At 69.3% G+C, this 23,899-nt stretch carries 17 protein-coding genes; 8 read left to right on the top strand and 9 right to left on the bottom strand.

All coding sequences use genetic code 11. The annotated features are described in order from the left end of the window. The first annotated feature begins 165 nt into the window (after positions 1–165). From ABD210_RS16690 to ABD210_RS16700, 3 genes are all read left to right on the top strand, one after another. Complete coding sequence (locus ABD210_RS16690; protein WP_344112428.1) at positions 166–1,059, top strand: serine/threonine-protein kinase; 894 nt, start codon at positions 166–168, stop codon at positions 1,057–1,059. Between the two features lie 109 nt (positions 1,060–1,168). Further along, positions 1,169–2,578: a Si-specific NAD(P)(+) transhydrogenase gene (sthA, locus tag ABD210_RS16695; RefSeq protein ID WP_344112429.1), complete on the top strand. Its 1,410-nt coding sequence runs from the start codon at positions 1,169–1,171 to the stop codon at positions 2,576–2,578. A 28-nt stretch (positions 2,579–2,606) separates the two neighbouring features. Continuing rightward, entirely contained in the window at positions 2,607–5,390 is a 2,784-nt protein-coding gene (locus ABD210_RS16700) for a GNAT family N-acetyltransferase (RefSeq protein WP_344112430.1), read from the top strand. Between the two features lie 19 nt (positions 5,391–5,409). Here the strand turns inward: ABD210_RS16700 and ABD210_RS16705 are convergent, their stop codons facing one another. The 3 genes from ABD210_RS16705 to ABD210_RS16715 are packed head-to-tail and all read right to left on the bottom strand — an operon-like array spanning position 5,410 to position 7,733. Further along, complete coding sequence (locus ABD210_RS16705; protein WP_344112431.1) at positions 5,410–7,032, bottom strand: alpha/beta hydrolase; 1,623 nt, start codon at positions 7,030–7,032, stop codon at positions 5,410–5,412. Between the two features lie 15 nt (positions 7,033–7,047). Continuing rightward, a complete protein-coding gene (locus tag ABD210_RS16710; protein WP_344112432.1) occupies positions 7,048–7,362 on the bottom strand; it encodes a hypothetical protein in 315 nt (104 codons plus the stop codon). Further along, positions 7,362–7,733, bottom strand: a complete 372-nt coding sequence (locus ABD210_RS16715; protein WP_344112433.1) for a YbaB/EbfC family nucleoid-associated protein — start codon at positions 7,731–7,733, stop codon at positions 7,362–7,364. Before ABD210_RS16715 ends, ABD210_RS16710 begins: the two co-directional genes overlap by 1 nt. 118 nt (positions 7,734–7,851) lie before the next feature. Between ABD210_RS16715 and mycP the strand changes: the two genes are divergently transcribed. Next, positions 7,852–9,141: a type VII secretion-associated serine protease mycosin gene (mycP, locus tag ABD210_RS16720; RefSeq protein WP_344112434.1), complete on the top strand. Its 1,290-nt coding sequence runs from the start codon at positions 7,852–7,854 to the stop codon at positions 9,139–9,141. Between the two features lie 66 nt (positions 9,142–9,207). On the opposite strand, the gene ABD210_RS16725 is transcribed toward mycP, so the two are convergent. Next, positions 9,208–9,495 (bottom strand): hypothetical protein, encoded by a 288-nt coding sequence (locus ABD210_RS16725; RefSeq protein WP_344112436.1) that lies wholly within the window; start codon positions 9,493–9,495, stop codon positions 9,208–9,210. A 16-nt stretch (positions 9,496–9,511) separates the two neighbouring features. Then, positions 9,512–9,847, bottom strand: a complete 336-nt coding sequence (locus tag ABD210_RS16730; RefSeq protein ID WP_344112438.1) for a WXG100 family type VII secretion target — start codon at positions 9,845–9,847, stop codon at positions 9,512–9,514. Between the two features lie 188 nt (positions 9,848–10,035). Between ABD210_RS16730 and eccCa the strand changes: the two genes are divergently transcribed. From eccCa to ABD210_RS16745, 3 genes are all read left to right on the top strand, one after another. Next, on the top strand, positions 10,036–13,977 hold the full coding sequence (gene eccCa / locus ABD210_RS16735) for a type VII secretion protein EccCa (protein ID WP_344112509.1): 3,942 nt from the start codon (positions 10,036–10,038) through the stop codon (positions 13,975–13,977). Between the two features lie 91 nt (positions 13,978–14,068). After that, positions 14,069–14,506: a hypothetical protein gene (locus ABD210_RS16740; protein WP_344112439.1), complete on the top strand. Its 438-nt coding sequence runs from the start codon at positions 14,069–14,071 to the stop codon at positions 14,504–14,506. Then, positions 14,503–16,059 carry a hypothetical protein gene (locus ABD210_RS16745; RefSeq protein WP_344112441.1) on the top strand — a complete coding sequence of 519 codons (1,557 nt, stop codon included), beginning with the start codon at positions 14,503–14,505 and terminating at the stop codon, positions 16,057–16,059. The genes ABD210_RS16740 and ABD210_RS16745 overlap by 4 nt, the downstream gene beginning before the upstream one ends. Positions 16,060–16,291: 232 nt before the next feature. Here ABD210_RS16745 and eccB read toward each other — a convergent pair whose 3' ends face one another. After that, positions 16,292–17,734 carry a type VII secretion protein EccB gene (gene eccB, locus ABD210_RS16750; RefSeq protein ID WP_344112443.1) on the bottom strand — a complete coding sequence of 481 codons (1,443 nt, stop codon included), beginning with the start codon at positions 17,732–17,734 and terminating at the stop codon, positions 16,292–16,294. Between the two features lies 1 nt (position 17,735). Next, positions 17,736–19,121: a type VII secretion integral membrane protein EccD gene (eccD, locus tag ABD210_RS16755; RefSeq protein WP_344112444.1), complete on the bottom strand. Its 1,386-nt coding sequence runs from the start codon at positions 19,119–19,121 to the stop codon at positions 17,736–17,738. 167 nt (positions 19,122–19,288) lie between these two features. Between eccD and ABD210_RS16760 the strand changes: the two genes are divergently transcribed. Next, complete coding sequence (locus tag ABD210_RS16760) at positions 19,289–20,632, top strand: serine/threonine-protein kinase (protein ID WP_344112445.1); 1,344 nt, start codon at positions 19,289–19,291, stop codon at positions 20,630–20,632. 14 nt (positions 20,633–20,646) lie between these two features. Here ABD210_RS16760 and ABD210_RS16765 read toward each other — a convergent pair whose 3' ends face one another. Both ABD210_RS16765 and ABD210_RS16770 read right to left on the bottom strand, forming a co-directional pair. Continuing rightward, entirely contained in the window at positions 20,647–22,764 is a 2,118-nt protein-coding gene (locus ABD210_RS16765) for a transglutaminase TgpA family protein (protein ID WP_344112447.1), read from the bottom strand. Next, complete coding sequence (locus ABD210_RS16770; RefSeq protein WP_344112448.1) at positions 22,761–23,897, bottom strand: DUF58 domain-containing protein; 1,137 nt, start codon at positions 23,895–23,897, stop codon at positions 22,761–22,763. Before ABD210_RS16770 ends, ABD210_RS16765 begins: the two co-directional genes overlap by 4 nt. Between the last annotated feature and the right edge of the window lie 2 nt (positions 23,898–23,899).

Consider the following 23,899-nt stretch of genomic DNA (forward strand, 5'->3'; position numbering starts at 1 on the left):
CGCTCGCGCAGCCGCAGCCGTTCCCGCAGCCGCTCGCGCGACTGACCGAACCGGCCTGCCGACCGCCCACACCCCCCGGGCGCCGGCTGAGCCTGTAGCGGCTCGGAACTCCACACCCCCCACGGTGGAGTTCCGAGCCGCACTCGACTGAAGGAGAGGTGCGGGATGGAAGCAATCGACAGCGACGACGGCCTGCCGGTCTGGCAATCCGCCGAGGGGTGCGAACTACCGGGCGGCACGCTGGCGATCGAGCGGCTCGGCGTCGGGCGGCGGTGCGAGACCTGGCTCGTCTGGTCGCCGGAGCTCTGGTCCCCGGCGGTGCTCAAGCTGGCCCGCCCTCACCAGCTCCAGCATCCGCGCGCGGTGAAGTCACTCGGCCGGGAGACGGCGGCCTTGTCCGGCAAGCTCCATCCCGCGCTCCCGCGGCTGCTGGCCGACGGAACCCTCGAGCCGGCGCCGCATCTGCTGATCGAGTACGTGGACGGCCCGTCACTGGCCGAGGAAATCGACTTGAACGGCGCGCTCGCTCCCGCCGAGGTTGCCTTGCTCGGCGCCCAGCTCCTTCCCGCGCTCACGTCACTGCATCAGCGCGGTCTGGCTCATCTGGACCTCAAGCCGGACAACATCGTCCTGCTGGACGGCCACCCGATCCTGATCGACTTCGGCTCGGCCCGCCGCCTCGGCTCGCTCCAACCGGTCGGACATCCGGTAGGCACCCCCGGCTACGCCCCGCCCGAGCAGGAAGATTGCCAGCCGGTCTCCGTCGCGATGGACCTCTACGCCCTCGGAGCCACCCTCGCCGAGGCCCTCACCGGCGTACCAGCTGCCACCCCAGGCGACGGAGTACAGGCCGGCGCGGTGGCCAACGGCGTACCGGAACTCCCCGAGTCGCCGGTCGGGCGCGTCATCGAACGGCTGCTCGCGGATGACCCCGCCGCCCGGGGCAGCACAGCCGACGTACTGGTCGCGCTCGCAACCGCTGCCGGCGAGCTGAGGCCTTGGCCGGACTGGCTGGACCGCTACGCCGCGGTCCGCACACTTACCGAAGCCGGGAACTGAAGGCCGGGAGCAAGGTTTGCCGAACATTCTGCTGAGTTGCCTTGTCAGCCGACCGGTACGGCGTGGACGCTGAAGAGGCTGGTTCCGCAGCCTGCCGTGGGGAGATCCGATGTTCGACTACGACCTGGTGGTGATCGGCTCGGGACCCGGCGGGCAGAAGGCGGCGATCGCGGGCGCCAAGCTCGGCCGGAAGGTCGCGGTGGTCGAGCGCGGCTCGATGCTCGGCGGCGTCTGCGTGAACACCGGCACGATCCCCTCGAAGACCCTCCGCGAGGCGGTGCTCTACCTCACCGGTATGGCCCTGCGCGACCTGTACGGCGCGAGCTACCGGGTGAAGGCGGATATCACCATCGCCGACCTGATGGCCCGGACCCAGCACGTGGTCGGCCGCGAGGTCGAGGTGGTCCGCGCCCAACTGCTCCGCAACCACGTGGAGCTGCTGCAAGGCACCGCGAGCTTCCTCGACGCGAACACGATCCGGGTGGTCGGGTCAGGCCGCGGCGAGTCGAGCACGATCACCGCCGAGAAGATCGTGATCGCCACCGGCACCCGCCCGGCGCGGCCGCCGGAGATCGAGTTCGACGACCGGTATGTGCTCGACTCCGACGCGATCCTGAAGCTGCAGAAGGTGCCCAACTCGATGGTCGTGGTCGGCGCGGGCGTGATCGGGATCGAGTACGCGTCGATGTTCGCCGCGCTCGGCACCCGGGTCACCGTGGTGGAGAAACGCGACCGGATGCTGGAGTTCTGCGACCCCGAGGTGGTCGAGTCGCTGAAGTTCCACCTGCGCGACCAGGCGGTCACGTTCCGGTTCGGCGAGGAGGTCGAGCGGGTCGAGGTGTCCGAGCGTGGCACCGTGACCTCGCTCGCGAGCGGCAAGCGGATCCCCGCCGAGATGGTGATGTACTCCGCCGGCCGGCAAGGCGTCACCGACGAGCTCAACCTGGCCGCGGCAGGGCTCGAGGCGGATTCCCGCGGCCGGATCAAGGTCGACGAGCACTACCGGACGACCGTGGAGCACATCTACGCGGTGGGCGACGTGATCGGATTCCCCGCGCTGGCCGCGAACAGCATGGACCAAGGGCGCCTCGCGGCGTACCACGCCTTCGGTGAACCGGCCCGGGAACTGGCCGGGCTGCAGCCGATCGGCATCTACACGATTCCCGAGGTCTCCTACTGTGGCGCGACCGAGGAGGAGCTGACCCGCTCCTCCGTCCCGTATGAGGTCGGCGTCTCCCGCTACCGCGAACTCGCCCGCGGGCAGATCCTCGGCGACACCTACGGCATGCTCAAGCTGCTCGTCTCCACCGAGGACCGCACCCTGCTCGGCGTCCACGTCTTCGGCACCAACGCCACCGACCTCGTGCACATCGGCCAGGCGATCATGGGCTGCGGCGGCACGGTCGACTACCTCGTCGACACGGTCCTCAACTACCCCACCTTGTCCGAGGCCTACAAGGTCGCCGCCCTCGACGTCACCAACAAGATCAGAGCCCTCGAGTCCTTCGGAACTGAGTGACCTGTACGCCGGGCGCCACCTCGACCGCATGAGCACGGTGCTGCACGACGAGCAGTCGCTTCGCAGTCTCGGTGTCGGTTGGGTCAAGCGCTCGGATCACGCGGTCACGCTAACTTATGACCAGCTGCCCGCCGCTGAAAGCAGGATGCCGAGTGAACGCCGAGTGAATGCCAAGGTCTTCCGGGACGCCTGGGGTGTGCCGCACTTGAAGGCCGGTGATCCGCTCGCGCTCGCCTACCTCCAAGGGTCCAACGCGGCGGCCGACCGGGCCTGGCAGCTCGAACTGGAGCGACGCCGCTTCCTCGGCACCAGCGCCGCCTTCCTGGGCCGCGAGGCGGCGGGCTGGGACGCATTCGCCCGGCAGGCCCGCCTCGACGACACCGCGCAACGCTGCTACCAGGCCCTCGACGAGGAGACCCGGGAGTGGATCGCGGCATACGTTGCCGGCGTCAACTACGGCATGCCCGGCGGCGCCCAGCGTGCTCCGGAGTTCGCCGCGACCGGCCTCGAGCCGCAGGAGTGGGAGCCGTGGGCACCGCTCGGCACCTGGATGGCAATCCACATCCTGTTCGCCGGCTTCCCGACCAAGCTCTGGCGCGAGCAGGTCGTTCGCCACCTCGGCGACGCGGCCGTCGGCCTCTTCAACTCAGAAGGCCCCAGTACTGCGGGCAGCAACGGCTGGCTGATCCCTGGGGACCACACCGCGACGGGCGCCCCGATCATCGCGGGCGACCCGCATCGTTACATCGAGAGCCCCGGCATCTACCAACAGGTCCGGCTCTCCTGCCCCGAGTTCGACGTGATCGGCCTGGCAGTGCCGGGGATCCCCGGGATCGCGCACTTCGGGCACACCGGCAAGGTCGCCTGGGCGATCACCAACGCCATGGCCGACTACCAGGATCTCTTCAGCGAGAAGTTGCGGCGAACCGGGTCAGGAGTCGAGGCCCTCGGGCCGGACGGCTGGAAGCAGGCCTCCGTCCACACCGAGACGTTCGAGGTCGCCGGGGCCGAGCCCGTGGATGTCGAGGTGATCGAGACCGAGCGCGGACCGGTGATCATCGGTGGACCCGACGACGAGCAAGCGATCAGCCTGCGTTATCCCCCACGGGTCACCGGGCGACTCGGCTTCGAGGCGCTGCCAAAGTTGCTGCAGGCAACCACCGTGGCCGATATCGACGATGCCGTCGGCAGCTGGGTGGAACCGGTCAACGTGGTCATGGCGGCGGATACGGCGGGCGGCCTACTGCATCGAACAGCCGGACTGGTTCCGGAGCGCCACCCGGACAACCGGCTGCGCGTAGTACCGGCCTGGGAAGCCGATCATCAGTGGCAGGGCTGGCGGGACTCGATGCCGCGGGCAACTGTTGACGACGTGGCGGTGATGGCAAACGCACGCGAGTTGGCGGAGCCGCTGGGAGTGGAGTTCGCCGCTCCGCATCGGTCGCGCCGGATCCGTGAGCTGCTGACCGAGCGATCCGACTGGACTGTCGGGGAGATGGCGCTGATCCACACCGACACCTTGCTGGGGTCGGCCGGCTCGCTGCTGGATCTCCTGGTGGACTTGGAGGAGCTGACAACTCAGGCCAAGGATCTGCGCGTGCGGCTACTCCAGTGGAACCGCCGGATGGATGCCTCCAGCAACCTCGCCTCCAGCTTCGCGGCCGTGCGGAAAGGGCTGGTCCGGCGACTCGCCGAGCACCCGACGCTGGCGGTGCTGGACCAGGATCCCGGCTGTCCCGAGCTGTTCCTGCCGTGGATGGACACGCTCGCTCACACCGGGTACGCGTTGGAGAACCTGATCGCGACCGACCTGCTGCCGGACGTGAACATGCAATGGCTGGCGAAGGAGTCACTCGAGGAGGTCGCGAGCAGGAAGCCCCGCGGTCCTTGGGGAGACACGCATCAGCTGTCCCCCTTACACCTGCTCAGGGGCCCGCTGTTCGCGGCCGACGAAGAGCCGATCGATCTCGCGTTGTCGGGGGATCACCACTGCGTGCTGTCGACGTCGAGTCTGCCGGGTCTCACCGACGTCTGCATCCGGGGCTCAGCCGCGCGATACGCCTGGGATCTCGCCCGGCGGGAGGACAGTGCTTGGATCGTGCCGCTGGGGGCGTCCGGCGTACTGGGCGAGCCGCACCATCACGACCAGCTGCCGCTGTACCTGCGTGGCGAACTCGCTCCGATCGTCACGGACTGGTCCTCGCTGACGCCTGAGGATGCAGGCCGTGAACAGGTGATCGAGGGCTTCGGCACGGTTCGGATCGTGGCGGCTGACCCGGCTGCCGACCTCGAGTTGATCCACGGCTGGGTGACCGCCGAGCGCGCCCGTTTCTGGGGCATGGCCGACTCGTCCCGTGAGCACGTGCAGGAGATCTACCGGTTCCTCGACTCGTTGCCGACCCACCACGTCTACCTCGTCCACCTGGACGACGAGCCGGTCGCGCTGCTCCAGACCTACGACCCCGCCGCCGATCCGGTCGGCGAAGCCTACGAAGTGCGGGCCGGCGACATCGGCGTCCACCTACTGGTCGGCCCCGGCACACCGCGCCCAGGCTTCACCGGCGACCTCCTCACCGCAGTACTGCGATTCCTGCTGATCCACCGCGGGCACCCGCGGCTGGTGGTGGAACCCGACGCCCGCAATGCGAAGGCGGTCGACCGCTTCCGGCGTACCGGCTTCACCCTCGGCCCCCAGGTCACCATCACCCAGCACGACGGCACCACCAAACCCGCGCAGCTCGGCTTCCTCACGAGAGAGGCCTTCGATCGGGCGGTATCGGATCAGCCGGTGGAACCGCCCACCGCGGAATAGGCGGCCGACCGGTTCGCCGCTAGCGCTTCCCCGCGATGATGTCGCCCATCGCGTCCAGGGCGGGGTTGCGTGGTTTGCCCGGCTCGCTGCCGTCATCGAAATAGGCGCTGTGAGCGTCCAGGTCCAGACCCAGCGGGCCGTCCTCACCAGGCGGCGAGTCGAAGGTCCGACCGCCGAAGTCCGGGTCCGCGGGATCCGGACCGAGGATGTCGGTGAACGGCAGGCCGTGGTTCACCTCGTTGATGAAGTCGTTCTGCGCCACCGTCGAGTAGACCCGCTGAGGCACGACCGCCTGGTCGACGCCGTCCAGGTGCAGGTCGGTGGCGTGCTCGGCGCCGACGCCCGGGCTGGCGACGAAGACCAACCGGTCCGCGTCGAGGCTGCCGTCCCTGGCCGCATGGCCGACGGCTGTGGTCCCGTAGCTGTGACCCAGCACGGTGTTCTGCGACGGCGCTCCCTGATGAGTCGCCCGCAGCCCGTTCTGGAAGTCCTGCAGGGCCTTCTCGCCACCATCCGCGTAGCTCTCGGAGGTTGCGTCGAGCAACGAGTCCGGCGCGTCGTAGCCGAGCCAGGCCACCACCGCCGTCGACGGTGAGCCGGCCAGCTGCGAGGACTGCCAGAGTCTGTCCGAACGGTTCAGATCTCCACCGATGCCGCCCAGCGAGGCTCCCGTGCCAGGAACGGACGTCACGACGTTGGCGGCGGTATCGGGGTTGCCGATAGCAACGACTGCCTTGCCGTCACCCGTGGGATCGAGCTTCAGCAGGAACGCAGGCGGCTGTCCGGCTTTGGTGCTGTCCAGCCTGTTCTGGATCGCCTGCAGACCGCCCAGCTTGTCGTTGAGCTCGCGGAGCCTGATCTTGTCGGCGGGGTCCGCCCGGCGGGCGGTGTGGTCATCCTTTGCGACCTTCGCCGCCAGCTGGTCCCGCTGGGCAGTGAGGTCGGCGGTGGTCTGCTGGAGCCAGGCGCGGTTGGCCGAGTCGCGGATCGCCGCGGGAATTCCGTCCAGACCGCGGATCAGGTCCGGCGAATCGCGAAGGATCGTCGCCTGATCCTGCTGGCTGAGCTTGTCCCACCAGGCCTTCACCTGATCAGGGCTGGCGCCCGGCGGCGGCCCTGCGACCGGTCCGGCAACCGGTCCGGCGGCCGCACGAGCAGCCAGGACAAGAGTGTTCGCGGAGACCTGCTCCGCCATCGCGGCGGTGTACGCGTTGACCGCATTCGCCAAGGTGGTCACGAACGACGCCTGGAACGCCTCCTGCGCACCGGCCGGCAGGCCACTCAACCCCGCATACGCCTGAAGGTTGTCCTGGATCAGATTGCCGATCGCCGTCTTCGTCTGCACCACCGCATCCGCGAATCCTGCTGCCTGCCCTGCCAGCCCTTGCATGCCCTGCACGTTCTGTCGGGCTGAAGCCAGCACTCTCTCGGTGCTGCCCACCATGGCCGTGCCCGCGCTGTCCGCCCAGGTCGCGGGTATCGCACCCACGTTGAACTCAGCCGCGGTTCTGAAGGCGTCCCCTGCGCGCTGCCAGCCACCCGACAGAGCCCGGACCACGTCTTCATTCGTGTCGGGCCAACTGCTGAGCGCCTTGACGCGGGGCCACAGGTCGAGATCGCTGGGCGGTTCCTGAACAGGCATGGCAACGCTCCTCCCTCACTCCACCGCGCGGAATAGGCCCGGGTCGTCAACGGCGCGGTAGTCCCGCACACCTTGAGCGCCCGCTCCGGCCACCGTTTGGAACTGGCCGGGCACCGGATCAGCTGTCCCTCGGACAGCCTCGGTCGCAGGCTGGTAGTTCGCGCGGAAGGCCTGCCCCAGCGGGCCCGACCCGATCCCCGCTTCTGCCGCTGAGATGTCCCCCTTGGCTCCGGTCCAGCTGCCGGCCAGCGTGGTACCCGTCTCGGTCAGCGCCTTGAGCTGTGGCTCGAGCTCCTCGGGAAACATGTCCATCATGGCGCCGGTGGTCATCAGCGGCCTCCCGCTTCGAGCAGGTTGAGAACCGGGTCGAACGCCAGGTCCGCAGCCGCCCGGGTCGCCTTCGGCGAAAGGACCTCCCGGGTGAGCACGAAAGCCTCGTCGGCGGCCAGCTCGACCGCCTGCCGGATCGTTTCGACGATGTTCTGGGCCAACGCGCCCGCGTCAGTGGTCCGATAGATGCGTGGATCGAGCTCCAACGCGATCAACTCGCCCCGGCCGCCGGCGGTCACGGTGATCAAGCCGTCGTCGGAATCGGCGGTCGCCCGCACCTTGCCAAGCTCCTGCTGAATGGTGAGCAGATTCGTCCGCAGCTGCGCATGGTCGATCCGCGGCGCTGCTGGATAGGTTCGAAGGTGTTCCATCGTCGCCTCCTCGTCTGGATGCCGGATCAGTGTGGCGAACGGCTCGTCACCGCCGCTGGCCGTGACCTCTTCCGGCCAACGGACCGATGAGCACCTGTCCGGCTTCGGAGAATGCGGTGTGACCCTTCGCATCGCGCTGTCCACCGCGCTACTGGTGCTTCCCTTCACGACCGGTCTGGCCGTGGACGCCGCAGCCGCGCCACCCGCCGGGTTGTGTGTCAACGCGGAGCCGGGGCGGGCAGTGGTGCGGCAACTGCCTTGGGGACAAGAGATGTTGGAGGTGGAGCGCGTCTGGCCGCAGAGCATTGGTGCCGGAGTGTTGGTGGGCGTGGTCGACAGTGGGGTCGACGCAGACCATCCTCAGCTCCGCGGCGGCGGGAAGGTGCTCACCGGAGAAGACTTCTACTACGCGAGCGGCAGACTACGCGCCAACTTCGACTGCGACTCCCACGGCACCGGGGTCGCAAGCATCATCGCCGCCGCACCCGCCGGTGGGATCGGGTTCCACGGCGTCGCACCCGGTGCCCGGATCCTGCCTGTCCGAGTCACCGAGCGGGCCGCGAACGGTGCCGACAGCAACCAGGTCTCGCCCGTCGCCCTGGCCGAAGGCATCAGGTATGCCACCGATCAACGGGTGAAGGTGCTCAACCTGTCGATGGCAGGCAGCGTCGACTACCCGGCAGTGCGTTCCGCGGTCAAGTACGCGCAGGCCCACGACGTTCTGGTGATCGCTGCCGTCGGCAACAACCAGCGCGACGGCGCCGGCAGCGCGCCGTCCTACCCCGCGGCGTACGACGGAGTACTGGGCGTCGGCGCGATCGACATCAGCGGCGACAGGTTGAGCGGCTCACAGATAGGCCCGTACGTCGATCTGGTCGCGCCCGGCGGGCAGGTCCTCGCAGCAACCCGGACGAGCGGCCACACCTACCTGTCGGGGACGAGTTTCGCAGTACCGTTCGTCACTGGCACTGCTGCGTTGGTGCGGGCGGCATGGCCCCGGCTTACGGCTCAGCAGGTTCAGCAGCGACTGCTGGCCACGGCCGATCCAGCGCGTGGCGGCAGCGCAGCCCCGCAGTACGGCGCGGGTGTCGTCGATCCGTATCGGGCTGTCACAGAAGGGTTGAGTGCCACTCGTCCGGTGAAGGCGGGACCGGTGATCTCGCCAGGGCCGGATCCGCTTGTCGTCGAGGCTGCCTCGACTCGTGCTCGTCTTCTGTCCACCGCGTGGGCGAGGAGTCTGCTGATCGGCGGAGCCACGTTGCTCGTGCTGCTGGCAGCCATCGTCCTGCCTCGCGGCGCGCGGCGCGGCTGGAGATCTGCCCGGATCGTCCAGCTGCCGGCCGAACGCGGTCGCGATGAACCGCCGGACCAACTCTTCCTCCTTCCACCCCCTGCCGCGGAACGCTGAACCTCCGCCGCAAGCTGAATCGGCCCCGGTGCACGATGCACCGGGGCCGATCACTCAGGACTGTGGTCACCCGAAGCGGGCGGCGCTCCGGGCTACCGTGGCGGCGTTCTCCGCCACGGCCTGGACGGTGGCCTGCCTGACGGCCAGCTGCATCTCCTGGTGTGCGGCCGCGACCACACCCCAGGCCCTGCTGACCTCGCCGAACTTGGTACCGGCGCCGTCCTGCCAGTCCGCCTCGGTCAGCCCGGCGGTCCGGGCCCAGGTCTCCATGTCCGTCTGGACCTTCCGGTGGGTGGCCGCGACCTGCTCGGCCAGATCTCCCACCGCGGTGAAGTCACACAGCTTGCGTGGCATTCTCGTTCCTCTCCCGTCAGGCCAGCTGGCCGTTGAAGGCCGGCGCCTCGACGCCGTTGAACGTACTGGTCATCGTCAGGTCGGTGTTGGTGTAGTCGCCCTCGGCCGATTTGGTGTCGACGCCGACCTTGTCCAGCGCGGTGATGAGCTGGGCCATCCCCGTCTGCCATTTGTCGTGCGCGCGGTTGAAGGCCACGGACTGGTCCATGTCCCAGCGGGCCGGGATCACCGCGCCGACCTGCCCGGCCAGCGCGCCGGCGCTGCCCTTCAACCCCGACGAAACCGACGTCGACATCGCATGTGCGTGTTGCGCGGACTCTGTCAGCAGATCCATCTGGTCGCCGATTGCCATGATGCTCCTCTCAGATCTTCGGGTCGGCCGGGAGGGAGGTCTCCTGAACCGCCGCACTCGAAAGTAGGCAGCAGTCACGCCCGCGCGAGACCGGCGGCACGTTCCTGCCAACCAGCCGTGGGCGGCGGAATGCCTTCCTAGGCTGGACTTCCCGCTGCCGAGACAAGGAGGCCGCCGACGTGGCCACCATGATCGTGAAACGGCCCCTGCGCCGCCCTGCCCCGGAGTTGCCGTCCGGCGAATTGTTGCTGGAGGCACCACCCGAGATCCCTACCGCCACTGGCCGGCAGTGGACCCAGGCGCTGATGATGCTGCCGATGGTCGCGATCATGGGCGCGATGCTGCTGACCTTCTCCGGCACGATGCGCGGCGGTATCCGGCTGGTCGTCTTCGGCCTGTTCGGTGCCGCGGTCGTCGGCATGGTGGTGGTATCGCTCTTCCAGGCCGGCGGGGCGAACCGGCGCGAGATGGGGATCGCGCGCCGGACCTATCTGCGCCACCTGGCCCAGCATCGCATCCGGCTGCGTCGATCGATCTCGCGGCAGCGTGCGGCGATGCACTACCTGCACCCTGATCCGGCGGTGCTGTGGGTGCTGGCCAAGAGCTTCCGGCTCTGGGAACGTCGCCGTGACGACCCGGACTTCGCGGTGGCCAGGATCGGCACCGGGGCCCAGAGCACGCCGGTGAAGTTGGTGCCGCCCGACACGCAGCCGCTCGAACGGCTGGAACCCCTGTCGGCGTTGGCATTGCGACGCTTCGTCTCGACGTACGCCGCCGTCCCCGATCTGCCGCTGGCGATCGCCGTCAACGGCTTCAGCCGGATCTATGTCCGCGGAGACCACGACAGGTCACTCTCGATGGCCCGCGCGCTGCTGGGTCAGCTCGCCACCCTGCAGGCACCGGACGATCTGCGGATCGCCGTCTGCACCGGGCAGCAGAGCCGCCCGGAGTGGGACTGGGTGAAGTGGTTGCCGCATGCCCTGCACCCGCACAAGACCGACGCACTCGGTCCGGTCCGGCTGGTGGCTCCATCCGTCACCGGGATCGAGGCGATGCTGGACGATCTGCTGGCGAACCGTCCCCGGTTCGACCCCGGCAACGATCCGAGGACTTCCGGCACCCACCTGGTCGTCGTACTGGATGGGGGCGCGGTCGAAGGATCCGATCACCTGATGACCGGTGGAGGTGTCGAAGGCGTGACGGTGATCGATCTGACCACGCCTCCGCCGCGCGTCCTGGACCCGAGCTGCATCGTCCTCGAGGTCAGCGAGGACGGCGGCCTGCGCAGCGAGACGATGGACGGCGAGACGGACCTCGGCCGGGCGGATGAGCTGGCGATCGAGGTGGCCGAGGCGCTCGCCCGTCAGTTGGCGCCGCTGCGGCTGACCACGCAGGCGGTCGGCGAACAACCCCTGAGCGCCGAGCTCGGACTGTCCGAGCTGCTGGAGCTCGGGGACCCCTACGCGTTCGATCCCGCCGCCACCTGGGTGCAACGGCCGAACCGGGACCGGCTGCGGCTTCGCTTCGGCATCCGCCCGGACGGTACGCCGATCGAGATCGATCTGAAGGAGTCCGCCCAGGACGGGATGGGGCCACACGGCCTGCTGATCGGTGCCACGGGTTCCGGCAAGAGCGAGCTGCTGCGCACCCTGGTCCTCGGGCTGGCTGTCACGCATCCGCCTCGGTCGTTGAACTTCGCGCTGGTGGACTTCAAGGGTGGGGCGACCTTCACCAGGCTGGACGCCTTGCCGCACACCAGCGCGGTGATCACCAACCTGGCCGACGAGTTGCACCTCGTCGACCGGATGACCGACGCGCTGAACGGCGAGCTGCTCCGGCGGCAGGAACTTTTACGGGCTGCTGGCAACTATTCGTCGTTGCGGGACTACGAGAAGGCCCGGATGGCCGGGGTACCGCTGGCCGAGGTGCCGACGCTGCTGGTCATCGTCGACGAGTTCAGCGAGTTGCTCAGCGCGAAGCCGGACTTCATCGAGACCTTCGTCCAGATCGGCCGGGTCGGACGCTCCCTCGGCGTACATCTGCTGCTGGCCAGTCAGCGACTGGAGGAGGGGCGGCTCCGTGGTCTCGACACCCACCTGTCCTACCGCGTCGCGCTGCGCACCTTCTCCGAGGCGGACAGCCGGACGGTCCTCGGCAACGGCGACGCCTTCCAGCTGCCGAGACCGCCCGGCCACGGCTTCCTCAAGTCGGGGACCGAGCCGCTGGTGCGGTTCAGATCGGCCTACGTGTCTGGTGTGCACCGACGGCCCCGGACCCCGGTGGTCGGGCAGGCACCGGGCCCGGTGCTCGAGCTGATGGAGTACTCGACCAGCTACCAGGCACCGGCGGTCGACGAGCACGAGAACCCCGAACCGGTGGAGACCGATGACGACGCGATCGGCGAGAGCCTGCTGGACATCCTGGTCGACCGGCTCAGCGGTCAGGGCACTCCAGCCCACCAGGTCTGGCTGCCGCCACTCGACGAGTCTGCCTCGATCGGCGAGCTGGTCGGCCCGCTGACGATCGATCCGGAGCGTGGCCTGACCACCGCCGCTCCTGAACAACGCGGCGGCCTGCAAGCCGTCGTCGGCCTGGTCGACCGACCGCTGGAGCAGCGGCGGGACTCGCTGCGGCTCGACCTGTCGGCCGGAGCCGGCCACGTGGTCGTGATCGGCGGCCCGCAAAGCGGCAAGAGCAACGCCCTGCAAGCGATCGTCGCTGGACTTGCCCTCACCCATACGCCGACCGAGGTGCAGTTCTACTGCCTGGACTTCGGTGGTGGTTCGCTGTCGTCGCTTCGCGGTTTGCCGCACGTAGGTGGCGTGGCCGCCCGTCAGAGCACCGGCGCCGTACGCCGGACCGTGGCTGAGGTGGCCTCCCTGCTGGCCCGTCGCGAGCGCCAGTTCGCCGCACACGAGATCGACGGCATCGCGGACTACCGGCGGCAGCGCGCAGCCGGGCGGTTCCTCGACGACCCGTACGGCGATGTGTTTCTGGTGGTGGACGGCTGGGGGACCCTGCGTACCGAGTTCGAGGACCTCGAGGCGACCATCGCCGACCTCGCCGCGCGCGGCTTGTCGTACGGGGTCCACGTGGTGCTGAGCTGCGCGCGGTCCTATGAGCTGAAAATGAACATCCGTGACCTGCTCGGCACCCGGCTGGAACTGCGGCTAGGTGATCCGCTCGACTCGATGACCGATCGGATGACCGCGCTGAGTGTGCCGGAAGGTCGGCCCGGGCGCGGTGTCACCAGCACCAGGCACCACCTGCTGATGGCACTTCCCCATTTGCCTGAGGCAACTACGGGGACGGCCGGTCTGGTTCGCGCCGTCGCGGAGGCCTGGCGGGGCGAGTCCGCGCCACCGATCCGGCTGCTGCCGGCCGAGCTGCCCTACGGCGCGCTGCCGGAGCGGGACCGCCCCGAACGGACCGGCCACCGACTCACCATCGGTATCTCCGAGCAGGATCTGGAACCCGTCCAGCTGGACTTCGCCGCGGAGCCACACCTGTTGCTGTTCGGCGATGCCGAGGCCGGGAAGACCAACTTCCTGCGAGTACTGGCCCGGCGGATCACCGAGAGCTATCAGCCGGCCGAAGCGCGGATCCTGCTGGTCGACCACCGACGCGCTCTGCTCGGCGAGGTCAGTCCCGGCCACCTGATCGGGTACGGCACGGACCGTGGGGTCACCACCGACCTGATGAGGGAAGCCGCGCGCGGAATGGCCGAGCGACTGCCACCGAAGGACGTGACGCCGGAGCAGCTGCGGCAGCGGAACTGGTGGAAGGGGCCGGAGCTGTTCATCATGATCGACGACTACGACCTGGTCGCGACGGCGATGGACAATCCGTTCCTGCACCTCCTCGACTACGTCCAGCACGGCCGGGACATCGGGCTGCACCTGATCGTCACCCGCCGGATGAACGGTGCCGGGCGGGCGCTGTACGAGCCCTTCATCGCCAGGATGCGCGACGTCGGATCCCCGGGCCTGATGATGTCCGGCGACAAGCTGGAAGGCCCGCTGCTGGGCGGCTTGAAGCCCGAGGCGCTGCCGCCCGGCCGCGGCCACCTGGTCCGCCACCGAGCGGGCACCGAACTGGTCCAGCTGGCGTGGCTGCCGAAGGCGGAGTGACCGTGACCGGAAGCTGTCGCCCACCGCCCGGGGCGGGGCAGTGCCGATTTGCTGGAAACGACCCTTCACCGAGCACCGAGCGGGAGACCTGATGAGTGCAGCACTGTGGATCGAGGAGACGCAGGCGATGAGTGATTTCGCCGGCGCACTGAAGAACCCGAACCTCGGGGTGATCAAGGCGGACGCGATGAAGGCCTGCGGCGGGCTGCCGGAGTGCGCCGCGCTGGCGACCGGCGTCAACGAGCTCTTCGCGAAAGGGCTCGCCTTCCTCACCGACGTGGACCAAGGCTTCAACGCCTTCAAGGACATCGTGGCGCAATGCCAGAGCGACTACCTGAGCAACGACACCACGCAGGCCGAGAAGATCGCGACGACCGCACACCACGCGGTCGGCGAGGACTACCTGCCCGGCCTGGTCGGCACCCCCGTGCCCGCCGGTACTTCGGCGCTTGCCGGCGAGCAGCCGACCGGGATGCGCGGGGTGCTCGACCCGCTGCTGCGGGCCGGCAGTGCAGGTGGCCCGCGATGAGTGTGCTGGACGAGCACCTGAAGATCGTGGAGGCCGAACTCGCGCACGCCGCCGGGTACCCTGACCTCGTCACTACCTGGAACAACTTCAAGACCGAGGTCGGCAACGCATCCGACATCCTGCAACAGTCGACGAACGCCTTGCACGCCGAGTGGATGGACGATGCCGGCGACGCTCTGGCGTCCCGGACCGAACGGGCGCGGGGTTCGCTGCAGGTCTGGCGCAACGCTCCGGACATCGCCCCGACGCTGGACGGCCTGAAGAGGAACATCCAGACCGCACGGGACCAGATCGAGGCGCTGAAGGCGGAGTACGACCAGCTCGCCGCCACGACGTACAACGCCGCGGATGTCGAAGGCGGCGTGGCAGCGATGGGACTGGCCAGGCAGGCCGAGATCCCGGCGATCTCCGCCGGCATCCTGAAGGCCCTCGGCCAGCAGCTGGCTGATGCCGGGAGTGCCATCGCCGGGTCCGCTCCGACCGTTCCCTGGACCGGGCCTGAGAGCACCGGCGCACCGGCTGCCACCCGCACTGCCGGCGGCGCCTCCCCAGCCGGGGCGGGACCAAGCGGCGCCAACCCGGCCGGTGCAACCCCGGCGGGGGCTACACCTGCCGGGGCCACCCCGGCCGGTGCTACTCCTGCCGGTGCCACACCTGGTAGTGCCCCGGGTGCTGCCACTCCGGGTGGTGCTACTCCGGGAGGCGCGACGCCAGGAGGAGCTACACCGGGCGGTGCTATGCCGGGCGGTGCTATGCCGGGCAGTGCTACACCGGGCAGGCCGGGCGCCACGCCTCCGGGTGGGCCCGACCTGTCGGGAATGCCTACCGCTCCGTCGCCCGTGGCGCCCCCGGCGGTCACCCCGCCGCCTTCGGCGACGCCGCCCCGGCCGATGATTCCGCCGCCGTTGCCGCCCCTGATGCTGCCGCCCCGGACCAACACCCCGCCGCTGACTCCGCTCCCGCCCGGAGCATCGGGCGTCAAGCTGCCCGGTGTCACCGGTGGCCTCGGTGGCCTTGGTGGCCTCGGTGGCGGAGGCTCTCGCGGCGTCGTTCGACCGGACCTCGGGAGGCTCAACGCTGTTCGTCCCGAGCAGTTGGAAGGCCCGGGCGGGTCCGCTCAGGCGACCAGGAGTCTGACTGGCCGGGCGCTCACACCGCCCGCGGAGGCACCGGTGCCACCGGCCGCGTCCGCGCCACCAGTTGCTCAGGGCAACAACGCGGGCCGGATGACACCACCGATGATGCCGCCGACCGGACTTGGAGGAAGCTCGACCGGCGGGCCGCGCCCTGGCACGGCGGATCGACAGGCACCGGGTCGCGGCAAGCCAGCCGGCGGCGTCCCCGGCGTACCGCCCAAGTTGCGCGGACGGTCGGGCCAGGCAAGCTTCCCGGTAGCGGCCGCGGGCAAGCAGCGCAGGCGTCAGGAGACCGAGGAGGGAACGGTCCAGTTGCTCGACGACGAACTCTGGCAGGTGGAAGCGGCACCCACTCCGCCAACGCCGGCAACTGCGGCGCCCACTCCACTCAGACGAGTCCGGCGCCCGTCGGTCTGAACCGCGAACCGCCCCTGCTGATCCATCAGCAGGGGCGGTTCTCTGTGCTCGGCCAGCGACCGGTGGTCTGTCGCCCAGCGGCTGGTGCCGTCGGCAGGTGGCGGTGCTGGGGTCAGCGGGTGAAGACTGTTGCGGAGCGGCTGGTGCCGTCGGCAGGTGGCGGTGCTGGGGTCAGCGGTGGTGAAGACTGTTGCCGAGCGGCTGGTGCCGTCGATAGGTGGCTGTGTTGGGGTCAGCGGCTGGTGGCGTTCGGGATCGGGTGACGTGCGGCTTCGGCGTCGAGGCCGTCGCCGGCTGGGATCCGCGCGACCAGCCCGGCAGGCATCCGTACTGTTGCGACACCGGCATACCCCAGCGCATCGAGAAGATCCGCTCCGGCCAGCGGGTAATACACGCCGAGGTCGCTGACCAGCCCGACGGCCGGTGCAGGCGTCCCCGTCGACGGCATGGTCTCCACCAGGGCAACCTGCCCGGGCGGAACCACGACGCGATCGGCGAGCCGGGTACCTCGCGTAGTGCTCGCTGGTGTGGCGGTCCGCTCGTCCTTGGGCGGCATGTCGACCTCGACGGCAAGTCGCGGCACGGCCTGACCCGGATCGAACGTGGCGCAGAGCGCAGTACCGGCGTCGCCGGGATCCACGAAGCTCGGGCGAGCGGATGGTAGTTGCCCTGGGCCAGCTGGTGCCGCCGCGGCGAGGTTGGCCCGGCCCGCTTCGATCAGTCCTAGCGGTACGCCGACCGGCTGGCGGCCGCCGTAGGCCTTCTCCGTCGGGGCGAAGGCGAGCTGTATTTCGTACTGCAGCGGGCTGAGCGGCCGCAACTGGTCCCGATCCGCCAAGTAGTACTGCGGGTTGCCGCCCGACGCCGACAGAACCATCAGCTGCCCGATTCGCAGCCCTGGTTGAGTCGCAACAGCGCGGGAGGGCTTCCCCAGGTCGGTAAGGCGGATCGGCTTCAGCGCGTCCCCGACGGGCAGCGCGTCCAGCAGCTCGGCCGCGACTGTCGCCCTGGGCTCCGAACGCAGTGCGAGCCCGAGCGTCACGGTGTCGGATGCGTCGATGCGATGCCGGTAGCCGTTCCACAGCAAGTACTGGTCACCCGTGCGTTCGACTGCCACCAGTAGCGCGTCCGAGTCGACCTGCCGGGCGTTGACGGGTTGACGGCCGACCATCAGCACGGACTCCTCCACCATCGCACCCGTCTCGTCCTTGCCGGGCGCGGAGCAGATCGACCAGCCCGAGACAAGCACGCCGTTCGGCCCGGGCAGCGAGTCCGGCGCATCTTCGATCCCGATCCGCGGCCCCCTGGTGACTCCGGCCAGAGAGTTTCGCGAGACGTTCATCAGGGGTGCGTGCTTGTTGAGTGCCAGCAGCGCCGAGACGTAGTTCGTGACCGGATGCAGCCGTCCGTCCAGGTAGACGAAACGGGTGCCGGTCTCCTTCTCGACGATGATCGACTCACCGTCGCGCCAGGCGTTCTTGCCACCGGGAGCGATCAGACCGAAGACGCCGAACCCGGCCAGCACCAGCACGGCGACGGCGACACTGCCGATCGCCGCAACAGTCGGCCGACGGAACGGCGGCTGCTCCGGATCTGATTCGCGGATGACCAGCGCCGACACCACCCGCTGGACCAGGAACTGGTACGCCTGCAGTTGGTCCCGTTTGGTCGCCATCTCAGCCTCCCAGTCCGCGCAGTACGGCGTAGAGGCCAACCACGGCACAACAAGTGGGAACCACCGCCAGTACGACGAGCAGCTCGAGTAGTTCGCTGTAGCGACCGATGTACGGCGTGAGCTGCCGGGTGCTGGCCAGGATGCCCGCCAGCATGATCAGGGCACCAACCAGCAGCAAGAGCGGTCCAACCAGGGTCAGGTGACCTGCGGGGTCGCCGGACATCAGCGGCCCCATTGCGAGCGCTACCGCTCCTGCTGCGCCGACGGCGATCACGGGTAGCCGGTGCCGGACGACCGGGTAGAGCCGTGCACGGAGCAGATGCCCCGCGGTCAGGACGCCGACGTACCAGTAGGCGGCCGTCTGACCACTGCGGACCAACAGGAGTTGGCAGACCACCCCGGCTACGGCCGAGCCGGCCAGCAGACCTGTCAGCAGCGCGTCTGCGCGGACCACTGCCTGGTAGACGGTCGACCGTGGCGTCTGTGGATCGTCTCTGACCAGGTCCGCGGTAGTCAGCGGCAGGTCCGGCATCGGGACCCGCCCGAGCCGGATCGAGAGCGAGCCGAACATCGGAGAGAAGGCCAGCAGCGCGCCGATCAGAACAGCGGCTGCTTGGTGTGGCGCAAGGGCGTCGATGGTCGCAAGCCAGCCGCCGGTGAAGCCCAGCAGACCAGTGACCACGGCGCTGGCGAACAGGGCCGGGCGGTCTGCGATACCGACGAAGCAGGCGATACCGGCCAGCACCAGGGCGGCGCTGCCGGTCAGCAGTTGCGGCGTACCGAGCTGGAGGAGCGAACGTTCTCCAGCCGCCAGGAAGGCTCCACCGACAGCGGCGAATGGCAGACCGACCGCCCCCAGCACAGCGCCGAGCGAGGAATCAGCCAGCGATCGGGACACCGCAGTACCGGACAAGGTGAGTACGGCGGCGATCCCCAGCGACCACCAGGCCGCAGCTCCGGCAGGTGTGGTCGTTCGCAGTACCGCGACGAGGACCAGCAACATGCAGGCGGCACCGCCGGTCACGCCTGCGAGGCGGGTGTGCCGCGGGGTCCACGCCCGCCCGGTCCGGCCTGCGCCGGTGGCGATCGCGTCGACCACGTCGTCGTACTCGAACTCGGGCCACTCCGTGGAGCGCGGCACCAGGTGCAGCACCTCGCCGTCGCGGACGCGGTGCGAGCCGAGTGTGAGCCCGAGGTCGAGCAGCGCACCATCGGCGCGGCGCAGCACCCAGCCGCCTCCCAGCGCGCCCTCGTCAGCCAGTTGCTCACCGGCGTACAACAGCAGCCCTGGCACGATCTCCGCGACTGCTGACTGTTCGGGTAGTGCGACATCGATGCGGCGCCGGGGAGCCGCCACGGTCACCCTGACCAGACCCGTGGTTCTCATCGGATCACTCCTGTTCCCACCCGCCTGGCGCGGGTGGTTCCACCCTGCCGCCGGGCCTCGGTTCCCGGCCTGCCGCGACAGGTTCCTGCCGCTGGGATCCGTGCGCCGCCGAGGCTTCTAGGCTGGGCGCGATCCAGGACGGGAAGTGCGATGCGAAGATGAGTGTGATGGCTGAGATTCCGCTCACTGCACTGGTTCCGCGGGCCACGGGGCCGGTGGCAACGGTGTATGTGCTGGCTCTGCGGGGTGGTGGGCGGACGGCTGCGGTGAAGGTGTACCCGCAGCCACTGGATCGGCGTACCTACAGCGGGTTGGAAGTCGAGCAGGCCAAGCTGGCCGGCTTGCGATCGGCGCCGTCGATCCTGCTGGTCGACTCGATTGACGAGTTGCCGGACGGGCGGACCGGGTTGCGGATGGAGTTCTGTCCGCAGTCGCTCCCCGACCTCGTGGCGCGGGGTCCGCTGCCGATCGGCGACGTCGCGGTGCTGGGCCAGATTCTCGCGTCCGTGCTCGCCCAGGCGCACGACATCGGCCTGGTGCACGGCGGGGTCACCCCGGCGAACGTGCTCGAGCGCGCCAACGGTCAACCGGCGCTGAGCGACTTCGGCCTGAGCCTACGGCTGCGGTTTGCCCGCGATCTGAGGGGCGACGCGGCGTACACGGCCCCCGAAGTACTGCGCGACGGGGAGCTCTCGGAGGAAGCGGACGTCTACGGGCTCGGCGCGGTGCTCTACCTGGCTCTGACGGGCCATTCGCCTTTCCCTGCAAGGACAGGCGAGACGACCGACGACGTCGTGCTGCGGGTGCTGCGTGAGCCGGTTCCGGACGTATCAGGTCGGGACATACCACCGGCGCTGACTGCCCTACTGCTCCGGATGATGGCCAAGGAGCCGGCTGAGCGGCCGGACGCGGCGGAGGTGGTCCGTGAGTTGGAAGCCCTGATGCTCAGGGCGAATGAGCCGGCGGCCGACGACCTGGACTGGGACGATTTCAGGGACGAGCTGGCAGCGGCCCGCGTCGCGCAGGTAGCGCCTGCTCTGAGCAGAGCGCCGGTGGCCCAGGCCGGGAAGCTCCGCAGGAAGCGGCTACCGAAGGGTCTCGTGATCGCTGCGGCGGCCGCCGTGGCCCTAGCGGCTGTTGTGCCAGTCGTCCTGCAGCCCTGGAAGCACAGCAGCCAAGCACAGCCGACTACTACCCGGCCGCCGGTTCCATCCTCCATCTCCCCCACGCCCGCAGCAGCGCAAGCCGTGCAGCTGGAATTGAAGCCGCCCAAGGACAACGGCACCTCGGTGCTGCTTGAGTGGAGCAGCTCCAAACCGCTCAACTATGCGCTATATATCGCTGAGCAGGGCGGGCAGGCAGCACGGACCAGCTATCGCGGCACCGGCACGTCGATGACCGTCACCGTGACGCCAGGTCTCAAGTACTGCTTCGAGGTCCAAGGCACCGACGGCAACGCCATCTACACCAGCCTGCCGAGGTCCATCCGCGGCGCCACCTGCAAGAGCTAGTGGACACGGGGGTACTAGAAGAGGCTGCGGACTTCCAAGGCGGCGTGCAGGCGGGCTGACCACGGACGCGCTCGCAAGCCCCGGCGTACCTCCCGTACGCCTGCCCAGGCCTCACGGCTGACGTGCGGATCCATGGGACCACCGGACCACAGCGCCCGGTCCACCGACCCTGCCACTGTCGCCAAACCGGCACGGGCTCGCTCGTCGGCAACGTCGGCCGAGGCCGTCCCGAGATCCCGCACAGTCATACCCGGGGTGACCACCACACCGTGCGCCCGCAGGCGATCCCGTGCCTCAGCCCAAGCTCCGACCACCGCCGCACTGCCCGTACGCCGTTGACGCCGCAGTGCGCGGGCAGACTTCAGCAGCGGCACGCCGAACAACCACAGCAACAACAGCGCGGCCAACACCACAAACGTCCCGAATACAGGGAAATCGAACCCGCCCCAGCTGCGGTTGCCCCCGTCATCTTTCGCCGGCGGCGCTACAGCCGGGTCCTCGATCTGGTTGACCGGTGGAACCTTTGCCCGCGCTTCGTCCGTCACGTCCGTGTCGCTACCCGGTACTACGGGCTTCCCGACCTCGGCTTGTCCGGCCGGATCGAGCGGCCACCAACCGACGCCCTCGACTGCTACTTCCGGCCACGCCAAGGCATCCCCGTCGCGCACTGTGTACCAGCCGTCCGCGTCTGCCTTCGCCGGCGTGCGGAAACCGACGACCAGCCGAGCAGGGATCCCATTGGACCGCGCCATCGCGACATAGCCGGCGGCGAACTGTTCACTCGTACCAGGCTCGTCATCCACCAGGAACCGCTTCAGCTGCGGCCAACTGTGACCCGTCGGCAGTGGTTCGGCAACGGCAAGCTTGTACCGCTTGCGCATGTAGGTCTCCAGGGCCAACGCTGTCGCGAAGGTGGCTCGCCGACCCGCGAGCGCCTCGCTGGCGACTGCGGCGACCTCGTTGGGCGCGGCACCGAGATCACCGAGTCCGTCGGTGGCATCCGGTTCGACCCCTGCCCTCAGCAGATAATTCGCATCGACAACCGGCTTCGACCAGGTCAGCTCATACTTGTCCGGCGCTTCCGCCGTCAGCAGCGTGCCACCGACCGGTTCGATCTGCGGCTCGATCGCACCGGAGACGGCAGCCGGCAACAGCTGCCCGGGCAACCAGGGACCGGTCAAGCCCTTGAGTTCTACCTCGGCCTGCTGCGTCGTGACGGACACGTCCACCTCGGCGCCCGGCGCCAATTCGGAACCCATCCGCAGGAACGGGTGACTAGTCGTCCAGTTCGCTCCGTCGAAGTCGTCGAGCGCGACCTGCCGCCAGCGGCTGACCGGCCCGGCTGACTTGTAGCGGAACACCACCGTCTGCGCGTTCCGCGGGTTGAGCCGGCCGGCGAGCTCGTCGAGTGGGCTGGTCAACCGGTTCGTCGGAGCCGCCGCGCTCTGTGCCTGCTGCAACGTGTACGGCTTCCGCCCGACGGGATCGACCGAGCTCACCACCAGGCTGCCGACAACCGCAACCACGGTGACGACACCCAAGGCCAGCAGAGGCGTCCAGCGCTGAGCCTTGTCGCTGCGAACCCGGTCAGGCAGCAGCAGCGCCGCCACCACCGAACCGTAGCCAATGGCAACCAAGACGGCGGCGAGCCCCGTCAGGGCGATGTAGAGCTGGCTGACGCCGACCACGATCAAGGCCGGCAGGACGGCCACCAGCGGCGGCGTACGGTCGAGGAGCTCGAGGCCGAGCAGGCACGCCAGCAGGACCAGCAGCGGGATGAAGACCAAGAGGTCGGGATCAGGTCGGGCCGGCCAGGTCGACTCGAGCGTCAGCTGCCAGGAGGTCAATCCACGGCCGAGCGCGCGGACCGACCCGACGGTCGGCAGTCCGGCCACAGTCGTTGCCCTCAGCACAGTTTCGACGACCGCCAGCAGACCGCTCAGCGCCACGAGCAGAGGCCGCCAGGATGACAACCCGGGCCGATAGCGGCACAACTCCGAGACGGCATAGACGACCAGACACACCAAGCCGAGCGGGACGATCAAGGATCGGAACCCGAAGACCGGGCCGAAACAAAGCCCCGCGATCAGCGCGGCGACGATCACAGCCAGCGTCCGTCGTCGAGTGCTCACCCGATCACCCCGCTCCACTGCTGCAACGCCTCTGCCGCGTCAGCGGCCAGGATCACCCGAGCTCCGAGGATCGGCGCGACACCGTGCACCGGCCCGAGACCGAGCACCGTCACCGAGCTGTAGCGGACCAATAGCGGCGCGAGATCGGCGGCGGTCCCGCGCACTCCGGTGACGACCACGATGGCGCCGCCGCTGGACGCACCAGTCGTCAGCGCGCGCGGTAGCAGACCAGACCGTTCGTCGCTCTGCTCGGCTACACACAACTCGTCCAGGAACTGCCGCGATGCGAGCGCCCCACCAGGAGCGGCCACGTCCGCACCCGCCGAGGTGAGCAGCCTGCACCGGTGGCCCGCCATCGACGCCGCGAACAGGATCGAGGCAACGACCTCGACTCCTTCCTCAAAGGTTGCTGCAGGCAATGGGTCGGTCCGGGTGTCGAGCAGCACGGTCAACCTGGGCTGGTCCGGATCGACGAAGTCCCGCACCATCAGCTGACCGGTTCGCGCCGTCGCCTTCCAGTGCAGGTGCCGCACCTCATCACCCACGACGTACGGGCGGACGTCGCGCACGTCGGCGGATCCGCGCAGCGAGTCGTCCGCAGTACGGCCGACGTGGTGATGTCGTGGGCGCCCGGCAACCACTGTGCGGGTCGCGTGCCGCTTCGGGTGGACCCAGAGTGTCGCCGTTTCGCCTGTGGCCAAACGGTTCCTGGCCAGGCCGAGCGGATCGCGGCGTTCCAGCGTCAGAGGTCCGACCTCGATCCGGCCGCGCCGCGAGGTCGGCAATTCGTACCGGTACGTCGCCTCGCTGTCCGGGCCGAGTCGCCGGATCCGGACCTGTTGGCGTGCTGCCCCGGCGGAGTCGTGCGCGGCGAAGGCCGGTTGCCAGCGGCCGCCCGTATTCCGCACGCGCAGTGTCGCCAGTGCGGGCCGGCCTCGCTCGACCCGGTCCGGCGAGAGGTCACGCTGGACCGAGACCTGCGGCTGCCGCACGGTCAGGACGGTCGCCGCGACCAACGCGCCGAGGCCGAGTCCACCCAGGGCGCGGAAGAAGGCATAGCCCGCCAGCTCCCCGAGGAGGTAGGCCGCGACCGAGCCCACCAACACCGCGACTCCACGTCGGGTCAAACGCATGG

Source organism: Kribbella alba, from assembly GCF_039529635.1.
Taxonomy (GTDB): domain Bacteria; phylum Actinomycetota; class Actinomycetes; order Propionibacteriales; family Kribbellaceae; genus Kribbella; species Kribbella alba.